Origin of the sequence: Chromobacterium aquaticum (assembly GCF_021129195.1) — a bacterium.
Lineage (GTDB): Bacteria > Pseudomonadota > Gammaproteobacteria > Burkholderiales > Chromobacteriaceae > Chromobacterium > Chromobacterium aquaticum.
Genome location: NZ_JAJOHW010000059.1, coordinates 1 through 13,684, shown reverse-complemented (window position 1 = coordinate 13,684; position 13,684 = coordinate 1). Strand labels below are relative to the sequence as shown.

Sequence of the window (13,684 nt, the reverse complement as noted above, 5' to 3'; positions counted from 1 at the left end):
TATTCATGAAACCTACCGTAGCTCTGGTCGGCCGCCCCAATGTGGGCAAGTCGACCTTATTCAACCGGCTGACCCGCAGCCGTGACGCCCTGGTCGCCGACCAGCCGGGCCTGACGCGCGACCGCCATTATGGCCAAGGCCGCGTCGGCGAAAAACCGTACCTGGTGGTGGATACCGGCGGCTTCGAGCCGGTGGTGGACGAAGGCATTCTGTTCGAAATGGCCAAGCAGACTCTGCAGGCCGTGGATGAAGCCGACGCCGTGGTGTTCTTGGTGGATGGCCGCAATGGCCTGACCCCGCAAGACAAAATCATCGCCAATCGCCTGCGACAGCTGCAGCGGCCGGTCTTCCTCGCCGTCAACAAGGCGGAAGGCATGCGTCACGCGATCGCCGGCGCCGAGTTCCATGAACTGGCGCTGGGCGAGCCGCTGGTGATCTCCGCCGCTCATGGCGATGGCGTGCGCGAATTGATGGAACTGGTGCTGGCCGACTTTCCGGATGAAGTGGAAGAAGAAGCCTCGCGCCATCCCAAGTTCGCGGTGATCGGCCGTCCCAATGTCGGCAAGTCCACCCTGGTCAATGCCATCCTGGGCGAAGAGCGCGTGATCGCCTTCGACCAGGCCGGCACCACTCGCGACAGCATATATATTGATTTTGAGCGAGATGGCCATACTTACACCATCATTGATACCGCGGGCGTGCGTCGCCGGGCCAAGGTCAGCGAGATGCTGGAAAAGTTCTCGGTGATCAAGACCATGAAGGCGATCGAAGACGCCAATGTGGCGGTGCTGGTGCTGGACGCCCAATTGGATATTTCCGAGCAGGACGCCACCATCGCCGGTTTCGCGCTGGAAGCGGGTCGGGCTCTGGTGGTGGCGGTGAACAAATGGGACAACCTGGATGGCGAGCAGAAGGAAACAGTGCGCCGCGAGATCGCGCGCAAGCTGAACTTCCTCGACTTTGCAAAGTTCCATTACATCTCCGCCATTGAAGGCCGCGGCGTGGCAGACTTGTTCAAGTCCATCGACGAGGCTTATCGGGCTGCGATGGCCAAGCTGGCGACGCCCAAGCTGACCCGGGTGCTGCAAGTGGCGCTGGAACGTCAGCAACCGCCGCGCTCCGGGCTGATCCGCCCCAAGATGCGCTACGCGCACCAAGGTGGGCAGAATCCGCCCATCATCGTGGTGCACGGCAATGCCTTGGACGCGGTGCCGAACAGTTATACCCGCTATCTGGAACATACTTTCCGGAAAGTGTTCAAGCTGCAGGGCACGCCGCTGCGCGTGCAGTACAAGTCTTCGGACAATCCGTTCGACAACGACGACGGCAAGGAGAAGTCCCGCGCCAAGCCCAAGCCGATGTCCAAGATGCGCGGACGCGAAAAAGAAGTGCGTTACGGCAAGAGCGGCAAGGGCAGCAGCAGTAAAAAATAGTACGCCGGGATGTTTTCTGCTAATAATAAGCAGACAACCGGGCTGTAAGGTTCAGTTAATACAACAATCAACGATTCGGAGAATAACGAATGAGCTCTAAAGGGCAAATGTTACAAGACCCGTTCCTGAACATCCTGCGTAAGGAACATGTGCCGGTGTCCATCTACCTGGTCAACGGTATCAAACTTCAGGGTCAGGTAGAATCCTTTGACCAGTACGTGGTGTTGCTGAAAAATACGGTGACCCAGATGGTGTACAAACACGCCATTTCCACCGTCGTGCCTGCCCGTCCGGTCAATCTTCCCCATGAACACCCGGTGCAAAAACAGGAGCAGCAAGACGCCTAAAGCGTTGCTGTGTTTGTGACCGGGCCGATCGGCCGCGCCAAGTTGGCGCGGCTTGTCGGCCTTTTGTCTTTTGCGCCCCAACTATGGTTTTCAAATAGTGTTTGATCGTCCCGACTTAGGCGACCAGGCGGTGCTGGTCTGCCTGGATTTTGGAGATGCCGACTACCAGGAAAACATTGCCGAGTGCGCCGAGCTGGTCAAGAGCGCCGGCGTTGAAGTGATGGGCATCGTGCAGGGCAAGCGCCAGCGACCGGATGCGGCCTTGTTCGCCGGCAAGGGCAAGGTCGAGGAAGTCGGCCTGCTGGTGCGCGCCACTGATGCCAATGTAGTGATATTCAACCATGCGTTGGCGCCGGGTCAGGAGCGCAATCTGGAGCGTGCGCTGCAATGCCGCGTCATAGACCGCAACAGCCTGATCCTGGATATTTTCGCGCAGCGCGCGCGCAGCCACGAAGGCAAGCTGCAAGTCGAACTGGCGCAGCTATCGCATATGTCCACCCGTCTGGTACGCGGCTGGACTCACCTGGAGCGACAGAAGGGCGGTATCGGCCTGCGCGGTCCCGGCGAAACCCAGCTTGAAACCGACCGCCGCCTGCTCGGCATCCGCGTCAAGGCGTTGAAAGAGCGATTGGCGCAAGTGCAGAAGCAGCGCCATACCCAGCGCAAGGGGCGCGGCCGCGCCGGCATCGCCTCGGTGTCCATTGTCGGTTACACCAATGCCGGCAAGTCCACCTTGTTCAATGCGCTGACCAAGGCGCGCATCTATGCGGCGGACCAATTGTTCGCCACGCTGGACACCACCAGCCGCAAACTGTTCCTGAATCACCAGACCTCCATCGTCATTTCTGATACCGTGGGCTTCATCCGCGATTTGCCGCATACCCTGGTGGCGGCCTTCCGCGCCACCCTCGAGGAAACGGTGCAGGCGGACTTGCTGCTGCACGTGGTGGATTGCTCCAGCGATATGCGCGATGTGCAGATCGAGGAGGTCAACAAGGTGCTGGCCGAGATCGGCGCCGACGGCATTCCGCAGCTGCTGGTCTGGAATAAGTGCGATCTGCGCGCGATGGAGCCGGAAATTGAGCGCGATGCGGCTGGCCGTCCGATTTCGGTGCGGGTTTCGGCTTTGACCGGCGCCGGCCTGGAACTCTTGCGAACCGCGGTTGCCGAATGCGTGCAACCTTCCCAAAACAACCATAAAGACTATTACGAGCATGTCGCAGAATGACCCTAACCGGGGCCGCCGAGGCAATGAAGGGCCGCCGGACCTCGACGAAGTATTCCGCAACCTCAACCAGAAGCTGTCGCGACTGCTAGGCGCCAAGGGCAATGGCGGCGCCGGCGGATCCGGCTCGGCCAACGCCAAGCCGCCATTCAAGGGCGGTATCGTCGCCGTGGTCGGCGTGCTGGCGGCCTTGTGGCTGGCCAGCGGCTTCTACGTGGTGGACGCGCGCGAGCAGGGCGTGGTATTGCGCCTGGGCAGCTTCAACCGGGTGACCGAGCCGGGCCTGCAATGGCACGCGCCGTTCCCGTTTGAAAAGGTCGAGATCGTCAACCTGACCGAAGTGCGCAGCGTGGAAGTGGGCTACCGCAACACCGCCCAAACGCGGGTGGCGGAGGAGTCGCTGATGCTGACCTCCGATCAGAACATCATCGATGTGCAGCTGTCGGTGCAATACGACATCAAGGATGCGCGCGCCTTCCTGTTCAACAACGCCGCGCGCGAGCGCGACGCCAAGGACATCGTCAAGCAGGCGACCGAAACCGCGATCCGCGAAGTGGTGGGCCGCAACAAGGTCGATTTCGTGCTGAACGAAGGCCGTGCTCAGATCGCGGTGGAAACCCAGAAGCTGATCCAGGAGGTGCTGGATCGTTATTCGCTGGGCATACGTATCGCCAAGGTCAACATCAATGCGGTGCAGCCGCCCGAGCAAGTGCTGGCGGCGTTCGACGACGCGGTGAAGGCCGGTCAGGACAAGGACAAGCTGCGCAACGAAGGCCTGGCCTACGCCAATGAGGTCTTGCCCAAGGCGCAAGGCCTGGCCGCGCGCCTGCAGCAGGAAGCAGAAGCCTATGAGCAGAAAGTCGTCTCCCGCGCCGAAGGCGATGCGTCGCGTTTCAAACAAGTGTTGTCCGAATACAACAAAGCGCCCAAGGTCATGCGTGACCGCCTCTACCTGGACATGATGCAGCAAATCATGAGCAGCACCACCAAGGTGGTGGTGGATCAGAAGGGCGGTAACAACCTGCTGTACCTGCCGCTGGACAAGTTGATTCAGCAGAGCAACCCGGGTGCGTCTGCAGCAGCACCCGCCGCCAGTGCCGCGCCGCAAGCCGCGGAACAGGCGGCGCCGGCTGCACCGGCCGGTGCCGGAAAAGGAGGGCGGGACGTAACTCGCGGACGTGATTTTTTTGGGGCGGAGCGATAAGCAATGGATAGACTGATTCCGACTGTTGTAGCCATAGCCGGTGTGCTATTTGTTGCCAGCCTGTCGCTGTTCACCGTGGATCAGCGCCAGTACGCGCTGGTTTTCCAGTTTGGCGAAGTGGTGCGCATCATCAAGGAGCCGGGCATACAGTTCAAGGTGCCGCTGCTGCAGAACGTGCGTTATTTCGATCGCCGGGTACAGACCATAGACGCGGAAGCGCCGGAACTGTTCAATACCCGCGAGAAGAAGAACGTGCTAGTGGACAGCTTCGTCAAGTGGCGCGTGGTGGACGTTGAGCAGTTCTACAAGAGCGTGGGTTCCGAGGCCGCCGCTGTGGCGCGATTGAAACAAACCATCAACGACGGTTTGCGCGCTGAATTCGGCCAAAAGATGGTTGCCGACGTCATTTCCGGTAAGCGCGACCAGGTCATGGACACGGTTCGCAAGCGCGCGGACGCGGATGCGCGTAAAATAGGGGTAGAAATTCTCGACGTACGCTTAAAACGAGTCGATTTTCCGGATAAAATAAGCAGTTCGGTCTTTGATCGCATGCAGTCCGAGCGTCGCACCGTCGCCAGCCAGTTGCGCAGCGAAGGCGCCGCCGACGCGGAACGCATCCGCGCCGAAGCGGACAAGCAGCGCGAAGTGATCCTGGCTGAAGCGTATCGCCAGGCCCAGGACCTGAAGGGCAAGGGCGATGCCAAGGCGGCGGCGATTTACGCCGAGGCCTATGGCAAGAACCCGGACTTCTATGCGTTCTGGCGCAGCATGGATGCCTACAAGGAGTCGTTCAAGAACAAGAGCGACGTGCTGGTGCTGGAGCCGAGCAGCGAGTTCTTCAAGTACTTCAAGAACCCGCAGTCCGGAGCAGGCAAGAGCAAGTAAGCGGCGGCGGAAGCCGCGCAGGACAATCGAGTAATGGAACACTGGCCGGGGCGACCTGGCCAGTTTGCTGATAACAAGGCGGGATGCTTCCCGCCTTTTATTCTGTTGAAAAGAATCATGCGCAATTGGCTGTTACCGGAGTATATCGCGGATATCCTGCCCGCCACCGCGCGCCAGGTGGAGTCCGCCAAGGCGGCGATGCTGGAAGGCTTTCGCGTGGCGGGTTACGAGCTGGTGCTGCCGCCTATGGTCGAATACATCGACTCGCTGGTGAGCGAGGAGGATGCCTCCTTGGGGTTGAAAACCTTCAAGTTGGACGATTATCTGTCCGGCCGGCAGATGGGCCTGCGCGCCGACATCACGCCGCAGGTGTCGCGCATCGACGCGCATCTGCTGGGCGAGCGTACCGGAGTGACCCGGCTGTGCTATGCCGGCAGCGTGGTGCACACCCGTCCGGATGGCGCCACCGGTTCCCGCGAGCCTATGCAGGTGGGGGCGGAGCTTTACGGTTATGCCGGCATCGAGGCGGATCTGGAAGTCATAGAATTGATGCTGGCGACGCTGGAGCGCGCCGGGGTGAGTGGGGTACGACTGGATATCGGTCATATGGCCATTTATCGCGGGCTTTCCGCCGCGGCGGGCCTGTCCAGCGAGACTAGCCGCGCCTTGTTCGCCAAGTTGCAGAGCAAGGACGTGGCCAGCATCCGCGAGTTGGTGCGCGATGTCGCCGAGCCGTATCGCAGCGCTTTCCTGGCGCTGCCTGAATTATATGGCCCGATAGCTGGCCTGGAGCGCGCGCGCTCCTGCCTGCCATCGCTGCCGGAAGTGGAGCTGGGCCTGATGCAGTTGTCCGCGGTGGCCAAGGCGCTGGAGGGTCGCGTGGCCCTGAGCTTTGATCTGACCGAGCTGCGTGGCACCCAGTATCACAATGGCCTGCTGTTCGCGGCCTACGCCGAAGGCTGGGCCGAGGAATTGGCGCGAGGCGGCCGTTACGACAATGTCGGCCGGCGTTTCGGCCGCGCTCGTCCGGCCACCGGTTTCAGCCTGGATTTGCGCGATCTGATCCGCATCCTGCCGGAGCAAGGCTCGGTCAGGGGCATTCGCCTGGCCGCCAAGCACTGGCCGCAGGCGCGGGCCGAGGTGGTGCGCTTGCGCGCCGCCGGCGAAATGGTGGTGATTGATTACCTGGGCGAGTCGGCCCAGGCGCTGAATTGCGATCGCGAGCTGACTCCGGATGGCTCGGGTTGGCAAGTGGTTTCATTTAACTGATTTTTGAATCTGACTGAAGAAGAGGTTTTTTCCAATGTCCAAGAACGTTGTCGTGATCGGTACCCAGTGGGGTGATGAAGGCAAGGGCAAGATCGTTGACTGGCTGACCGACCACGCGCGTGCGGTGGTTCGCTTCCAGGGCGGCCACAACGCGGGTCACACTCTGGTGGTCGGCGGCAAGAAAACCGTGCTGCGTCTGATCCCGTCCGGCATTCTGCGCGATGATGTCGAGTGCTTCATCGGCAATGGTGTGGTGCTGTCCCCGGAGGCCTTGCTCAAAGAGATCGACGAGCTGGAAGCCGCGGGCGTGAACGTTGCCGCTCGCCTGAAGATTTCCGAAGGCTGCCCGCTGATCCTGCCTTACCACGTTGCTCTGGACCAGGCGCGCGAAGCGGCCAAGGGCGCCGGCAAGATCGGTACCACCGGTCGCGGCATCGGCCCTTGCTACGAAGACAAGGTAGCGCGTCGCGCGCTGAAGGTGATCGATCTGTTCGACACTGCCCGCTTTGCCGAGAAGCTGAAGGAAAACGTCGAGTACTACAACTTCATGCTGACCAAGCTGTTCCAGGCTGAGCCGGTAAGCTTTGACGTGATCCTGGCCGACACCCTGAAACTGGCCGAGCGCATCAAGCCGATGGTGGCCGATGTGTCCCGCACTCTGTACGACATGAACCAGGCGGAAATTCCGCTGCTGTTCGAGGGCGCGCAAGGCACTTTGCTGGACATCGACCACGGTACTTATCCGTACGTGACTTCGTCCAACTGCGTGGCCGGCGCGGCCGCTCCGGGCGCCGGCGTGGCGCCGCAGATGCTTAACTACGTGCTGGGCATCGTCAAGGGTTACACCACTCGCGTGGGTTCCGGCCCGTTCCCGACCGAGCAGGAAAACGAAATCGGCATGTTCCTGGCCAAGCGCGGCAACGAGTTCGGCTCGGTGACCGGCCGTCCGCGCCGCTGTGGTTGGTTTGACGCCGCCGCGCTCAAGCGCTCCATTCAGATCAACGGCGTGTCCGGCCTGTGCGTGACCAAGCTGGACGTGATGGATGGTCTGGAAGAAATCAAGCTGTGCGTGGGCTATACCCTGGACGGCGAGAAAGTGGACATCCTGCCCTTCGGTTCCGACGCGGTCAGCAAGTGCGTGCCGGTGTACGAAACCATGCCGGGCTGGACTGAAAGCACTTTCGGCGCCAAGCGCTGGGAGGATCTGCCTGCCAATGCCCAGGCCTATCTGACCCGCATCGCCGAAGTGTGCGGCGCTCCGGTGGACATCATCTCCACCGGTCCGGATCGCGAAGAAACCATCGTGATGCGTCACCCCTACGGTCTGTAAGCCCGCTTGCAGTCCTGGAAGAAAACCCGCCTTAACCGGCGGGTTTTTTCATGTCCGCGGCCAGCGTAGACTGTTTGCGAAATCGTTACGGAAAGCGAAAACATGCAACCTTTGAATGTCGCCCTGGTTGGCTATGGCTATGCCGGCAAGACTTTTCACGCGCCTTTGATTGCCGCCGTCCCCGAGCTGAGGTTGGCCGCCGTGGTTAGTAGTCGGCCGGACGCGGTTCAGGCCGACTGGCCGCAACTGCCGGTGTTGGCCAGCTTGGAGCAGGCCTTGACCGATCCGGCGATTGATATGGTCGTTATCGCCAGTCCCAACCAGCAGCATTATCCGCAGGCGCGCGCGGCTTTGCTCGCTGGCAAGCACGTGGTGGTGGACAAGCCGTTCACGGTTGCGTCGGAGCAGGCGCGCGAGCTGTGCTTGTTGGCCGAGCGGCCGGGTAGCCCGTTGTTGTCGGTATTTCATAACCGGCGTTGGGACTCTGATTTTCTGGCGCTGCAAGCCTTGCTGGCCAGTGGCGAATTGGGTGCTCTCAGTCATTTCGAGTCCCATTTCGACCGTTATCGGCCAGAAGTGCGCGCGCGCTGGCGCGAGCAGGATGAGCCTGGAGCGGGGCTGTGGTATGACCTGGGGCCGCATCTGCTGGACCAGGCCTTGCTGCTGCTGGGCTGGCCGCAGACGATTTATGCGAACCTGTCCCGGCAGAGAGCCGGCGCGCAGGCGACGGATTACTTTCATGTGCAGCTGGGATACGGAAAATACCAGGCAATATTGCATGGCTCCTGCCTGGTGAGCGGCGGGGCACCGCGTTTCAGCTTGCATGGCGCCAGTGCCAGTTATGTGAAGTTTGGTCTGGATACTCAGGAAGAGCTCTTGAAAGCCGGGGGGCGTCCCGGGTCAAGCGGCTGGGGCCATGATTCCGAACCCGGCATCGTGTACCGCCCGCCGCCGGCTGTCGGCGAGCGTCGGCCGGCACCGGATGGGGACTATCTCGAGTATTACCGCGCGGTGGCCGGCGCCGCGCGCGGTCAGCGCGCCAATCCGGTGACGGCGCGGGAGGCGTGGCGAGTGATTTCCTTGCTGGAACTGGCCGAGCGTAGCGCGGCGGATGGCCGGCGCCTGTTTTGCCATCCGCTGGCTTGATCCTTGGCGGGTCGAGGCCGCTTTACGTTTAGACATCATTTGCGCCGCTCCGCCTGCTCGTCGCGGCGGAGACGGGTGCTACACTGATTGTGTTTTTCTGAAATTCTATCATCATGCAGCTCAAGCTTGCCGCCGGCATGGTCACGCCCCTGATCGTGGCCACCGCCTTGTTCATGGAGAACATGGACGCCACCGTGATTGCCACGTCCTTGCCGGCGATTGCACATGATCTTCACGTCGATCCCATTGGTCTGAAACTGGCCTTGACCTCTTACCTGGTGAGTCTGGCGGTCTTCATTCCCATTAGCGGCTGGATGGCCGATCGCTTTGGCGCGCGCCGTATTTTCCGCTCAGCCATCGTGGTGTTTGTGTTGGGTTCTTTATTGTGCGCCGCCAGTGCTTCCTTGAGCAGCTTCGTGTTGGCGCGCTTCGTACAAGGCATGGGCGGCGCGATGATGGTGCCGGTGGGGCGGCTAGTCATTCTGCGCACCACGGACAAGGCGGATCTGGTGCGCGCGCTCAGCTATCTGACCGTGCCGGCTTTGCTGGGGCCGGTGATAGGTCCACCGCTGGGCGGGTTCATCAGTACCTATTTTCATTGGCGCTGGATCTTTCTGATCAATATTCCCATCGGGGTATTGGGCTGGTGGCTGGCCCGTCGGCATATAGAAGACTTGAGGGACGAGGCGGTACCGCCGCTGGATTGGGCGGGCTTTGCATTGACCGGAGTGGGCTTGTCGCTGCTGATGTTGGGTCTGGCCTCGGAGGGCAAGCATCTGGTGTCGACCGGGTGGTCGCTCGCGCTGGGAGGCATGGGCATGGCCTTGCTATTGCTGTATCTGGCGCACTACCGCAAGGCGGCCCATCCCTTGCTGGATTTGTCTTTATTGCGTCTGCCGACGTTTCATGCCGGTGTGGTTGGCGGCTTCATGTTTCGGGTTGGCATCGGAGCGACGCCGTTTCTGCTGCCCTTGATGCTGCAACTGGGTTTGGGCTTTAGTCCCTTCGTGTCTGGTTTGCTGACCTGCGCCACCGCCGTTGGCGCCATTTTCATGAAAACCATAGTGGCTCGCATCTTGCGGCGCTTTGGTTTCCGTCGGGTGCTGATCGTCAATAGCGTGCTGGCAGGGCTGTCCATTGCGGCCTATGCGCTGTTCTACGAAGCGCTAAGCTATGTCTGGATGCTGGCGGTGTTTATCTTCGGCGGTTGCCTGCGTTCCCTGCAGTTCACCAGCCTCAATGCGATTTCTTTTGCCGACGTTACGCCGGCCAGCATGAGCCATGCCACCAGCCTCTCCGGTGTGGCGCAGCAACTGGCCGCTGGCTTCGGGGTGACGGTGGGTGCTTTCGTGGTGCAAGGGATGGCGACGCTGCGTGGTCATGAACAACTGGGGGTTGGCGACTTTGCCTGGGCCTTCGTCGTAATGGGTGTGCTGACCATGTTGTCTGGGTTGATGTTCGTGCGGCTGGATCGGCGTTCCGGCGAGGCGCTGGCGGGGTAGGGGAAAAGCAAAAACCCCGATGATCATTGATCATCGGGGTTTTATTGGTGCCCAAGAGAAGACTCGAACTTCCACACCCTTGCGGGCGCTAGGACCTGAACCTAGTGCGTCTACCAATTCCGCCACCTGGGCATAAACCTGGATTGTATTACTGCTGGGTATTAGTCCAAAAAGACTAAAAACCTGAAAACTGTTGGTGCCCAAGAGAAGACTCGAACTTCCACACCCTTGCGGGCGCTAGGACCTGAACCTAGTGCGTCTACCAATTCCGCCACCTGGGCCAACCAGATTGTTACTATACAGAGCGAAGGACTCGATTACAATTAATAATCGATGGTGCCCAAGAGAAGACTCGAACTTCCACACCCTTGCGGGCGCTAGGACCTGAACCTAGTGCGTCTACCAATTCCGCCACCTGGGCTTCGCTTTGCTGTATTATTCGCTGCATCTCTGCAACGAGATGCGAATTATAGACATATTCTTGAGGGTGTCAATGGCTAGAATACAAAAAAAACAAAAATCCCTGTCCCTGCGCGAACAGGACCCCCATCTGGAACGGGAAAAACTCAAATATTCCAATCCCTTGCCGAGCAGAGAATTCGTTTTGCAGATTTTGGCAGAGCAAGGGGTTCCGCTGTTTCCTGACGAATTAGCGCGCATGTTATCGATTAAACGCGCCGAATCGGTTTACTTTGAGCGCCGTTTACGCGCAATGGAACGCGATGGTGAAATCATCATCAATCGCAAAGGCGCGGTTTGCGTTGCGCAAAAACTCGATCTGATCAAGTGCAAGGTATCGGGCCATCGTGATGGCTATGGCTTTGCCATTCCAGATGAGGGCGAAGGGCAGGGTGGAGATATCTTCCTGCCCGAGCGGGAAATGAAAAAGGCGATGCATGGCGATCGCGTCATGGTTCGGCCATCCGGCGTCGACCGCCGCGGTCGCCAGGAAGGCAAGATCGTCGAGGTGCTCGACCATGTGGTGAGCAAACTGGTCGGCCGCATCAACCGTGTGCGTGGTGTTTGGGTGGTAACGCCCGAGGACCGGAAGCTGAATCACGATATCTTGATCGAACCGGGCGGCGAAGCCGGCGCCAGGGATGGTCAAGTGGTGATGGTGGAAATCCTCCAATACCCGGACGCTTATCGCCAGCCGATCGGCAAAGTGATTGAAGTGCTCGGCAACTATGCCGATCCGGGCATGGAAATCGAAATCGCGCTGCGCAAGCACGATCTGCCGCACCAGTTCCCCGAAGATGCGCTGGCCCAGGCCAAGGCAACGCCGAAGAAAGTGCGCAAGAAGGATTGGACCAAGGATCGCGTCGATCTGAGAGAACTGCCGCTGGTGACCATAGATGGCGAAACCGCACGTGATTTCGACGATGCGGTCTACGCGGAGAAACAAGGCAAGGGCTTCCGCCTGGTGGTGGCCATTGCCGATGTCAGCTTCTATGTCCAACCGGGCGATGCGCTGGATCAGGAAGCGATCAATCGCGGTACCTCGGTTTATTTTCCGCGCCGGGTGATTCCGATGTTGCCGGAGGCGCTGTCCAATGGCATCTGCTCCTTGAACCCGGATGTGGAACGGATGTGCATGGTCTGCGATATGCAGATCAACGCCAAGGGCGCGGTCAAGCGTTACCAGTTCTATCCCGCGGTGATGTTGTCCAAGGCCAGGCTGACGTATACCCAAGTATGGGACTGGATTCAGAATGGCAGCGACAATCCCTTGTTGCCGCAGATCCAGACCTTGTATGCCTTGTTCAAGGTCTTGCTGGGCGCGCGCAGCCAGCGCGGCGCCATTGAGTTCGACTCCACCGAAACTCAGATGATCTTTAACGATGCGGGCAAGATCGAACGCATCGTGCCGGTGGTGCGCAACGACGCGCACCGCCTGATCGAGGAATGCATGCTGGCGGCCAATGTCTGCGCGGCCGACTTCCTGGAACAGAACGGCCACAAGGCGCTGTATCGGGTGCACGAAGGGCCGACCGAGGAAAAGCTGGAAAATCTGCGCAACTACCTGCGTCTGGTCGGTTTGAGTCTGGGCGGCGGGGAAAAGCCCACCGCCAAGGACTACGCCAAACTGGCTGAGCAGATCCATGGACGGCCGGATGCGCCGGTATTGCAAACCATGCTGCTGCGTTCCATGCAGCAGGCGGTTTACACGCCGGACAACAACGGCCACTTTGGCCTGGCTTACGAAGCTTATGCGCACTTCACCTCGCCGATCCGCCGTTACCCCGATTTGTTGGTGCATCGTTCGATCAAGGCGGTACTCAATGGCGGCAAGTACAAGCCTGGCAAGTGGGCCGCTTTGGGGGTGCATTGCTCGATGACGGAGCGGCGCGCCGACGATGCCAGCCGAGACGTGGAGTCCTGGCTGAAGACCTACTATATGCGCGACAAGATCGGCGAGGTCTTCAAGGGCAAGATCAGCGCGGTCACCAGCTTTGGCGTTTTTGTACTGCTGGATGATGTGTATGTGGAAGGGCTGGTGCACATCTCCGAGCTTGGCAAGGACTATTTCCACTTCAAGAAAGACATTCAGGCGATAGTCGGCGAGAAGAGCGGCATGCAATACCGCTTGGGCGATACCCTGACGGTCAAGGTAATGAGCGCCAACTTGGAAAGCGCGCAAGTCGATTTCGCGCTGATCAAAGAGGGTGATGTTCGTTCTACGGCGTCGTCGATTCCCGCCCGCAGTGCTGGAGCACGTCCTGGTAGTTCGCCTCGTGGGGCTGCTCCCAAGGTTGTGGAGGCAAAGCCCGCGGCCTTGCCGGCTGCGCCCAAGGGACGAAGCCGGAGTGCTGTTCAAGGTCAGCCGGTAGCGGCTAAGCCTGTGGCGAGTAAACCGGTAGCAGCCAAACCGGTAGCAGCCAAACCGGTAGCAGCCAAACCGGTAGCATCCAAACCAGTGGCGACCAAACCCACCGCCGCTAAAACTGGCGGTAGGTCCGTTGCGGTGAAGCCGCCAGTGAAGCCTGGGACGGTACTGCCGTCGGCTGTTTCCGGCACAGAAGCAATCGATAAGCCTGCTACAACAGTAGCCAAACCGTCTCCGGTTGGGGTTACGCCATCGCAGCAGCGCAAGCCGGCGGTGCGACGTAGAAGTAGTAAGCGTAATAATGAGGACTGATGTTTATCAGACAGTATCTATATAAATAGGCATCGGAAGCAGGCGGGCCGGAGTTGATCTCCGGCCCGTTTTGCTAGGCGCGGCGGGGGTGTGATGGGGCTTTATTAAATACCCCTTGTGGATATCCGCTGACGTATCAATGGTTTGGGGTGTGTGACCCGCTTTTGTTACGGTTTTTGTGGTGAAAGGTGTTGACGGGTGTGG

General features: G+C 60.0%; 10 protein-coding genes and 3 tRNA genes. 10 read left to right on the top strand and 3 right to left on the bottom strand.

All coding sequences use genetic code 11. The features are described 5' to 3' along the window. Window positions 1-5: 5 nt before the first annotated feature. The 9 genes from der to LQT98_RS09620 all read left to right on the top strand — a co-directional run bounded on the left by der (window position 6) and on the right by LQT98_RS09620 (window position 10,341). Window positions 6-1,433, top strand: coding sequence for a ribosome biogenesis GTPase Der (gene der / locus LQT98_RS09660; RefSeq protein ID WP_048409037.1), 1,428 nt, complete (start codon window positions 6-8; stop codon window positions 1,431-1,433). Window positions 1,434-1,522: 89 nt separating this feature from the next. Next, complete coding sequence (gene hfq, locus LQT98_RS09655; protein WP_039756760.1) at window positions 1,523-1,780, top strand: RNA chaperone Hfq; 258 nt, start codon at window positions 1,523-1,525, stop codon at window positions 1,778-1,780. Between the two features lie 97 nt (window positions 1,781-1,877). Continuing rightward, the gene (hflX, locus tag LQT98_RS09650; RefSeq protein ID WP_231462151.1) at window positions 1,878-3,008 is read left to right on the top strand and encodes a ribosome rescue GTPase HflX; all 1,131 of its coding nucleotides are present in this window, start codon (window positions 1,878-1,880) and stop codon (window positions 3,006-3,008) included. After that, the gene (hflK, locus tag LQT98_RS09645) at window positions 2,995-4,209 is read left to right on the top strand and encodes an FtsH protease activity modulator HflK (protein WP_231462150.1); all 1,215 of its coding nucleotides are present in this window, start codon (window positions 2,995-2,997) and stop codon (window positions 4,207-4,209) included. The genes hflX and hflK overlap by 14 nt, the downstream gene beginning before the upstream one ends. Before the next feature lie 3 nt (window positions 4,210-4,212). Further along, the gene (gene hflC / locus LQT98_RS09640) at window positions 4,213-5,094 is read left to right on the top strand and encodes a protease modulator HflC (RefSeq protein ID WP_048409034.1); all 882 of its coding nucleotides are present in this window, start codon (window positions 4,213-4,215) and stop codon (window positions 5,092-5,094) included. Between the two features lie 117 nt (window positions 5,095-5,211). Then, window positions 5,212-6,363: an ATP phosphoribosyltransferase regulatory subunit gene (locus tag LQT98_RS09635; protein ID WP_231462149.1), complete on the top strand. Its 1,152-nt coding sequence runs from the start codon at window positions 5,212-5,214 to the stop codon at window positions 6,361-6,363. A 34-nt stretch (window positions 6,364-6,397) separates the two neighbouring features. Beyond that, a complete protein-coding gene (locus LQT98_RS09630; protein WP_231462148.1) occupies window positions 6,398-7,693 on the top strand; it encodes an adenylosuccinate synthase in 1,296 nt (431 codons plus the stop codon). Between the two features lie 102 nt (window positions 7,694-7,795). Continuing rightward, on the top strand, window positions 7,796-8,839 hold the full coding sequence (locus tag LQT98_RS09625; protein WP_231462147.1) for an oxidoreductase: 1,044 nt from the start codon (window positions 7,796-7,798) through the stop codon (window positions 8,837-8,839). 113 nt (window positions 8,840-8,952) lie between these two features. Continuing rightward, window positions 8,953-10,341, top strand: a complete 1,389-nt coding sequence (locus tag LQT98_RS09620; protein ID WP_231462146.1) for an MFS transporter — start codon at window positions 8,953-8,955, stop codon at window positions 10,339-10,341. 45 nt (window positions 10,342-10,386) lie between these two features. On the opposite strand, the gene LQT98_RS09615 is transcribed toward LQT98_RS09620, so the two are convergent. The 3 genes from LQT98_RS09615 to LQT98_RS09605 form a co-directional block, all read right to left on the bottom strand. Next, window positions 10,387-10,473 (bottom strand) — tRNA-Leu (locus tag LQT98_RS09615). 62 nt (window positions 10,474-10,535) lie between these two features. Next, a tRNA-Leu gene (locus LQT98_RS09610) sits at window positions 10,536-10,622 on the bottom strand. Between the two features lie 53 nt (window positions 10,623-10,675). Continuing rightward, window positions 10,676-10,762 (bottom strand) — tRNA-Leu (locus LQT98_RS09605). 81 nt (window positions 10,763-10,843) lie between these two features. On the opposite strand from LQT98_RS09605, the gene rnr reads away from it, so the two are divergent. Then, a complete protein-coding gene (gene rnr / locus LQT98_RS09600; RefSeq protein WP_231462170.1) occupies window positions 10,844-13,480 on the top strand; it encodes a ribonuclease R in 2,637 nt (878 codons plus the stop codon). The last annotated feature ends 204 nt before the right edge of the window (window positions 13,481-13,684 follow it).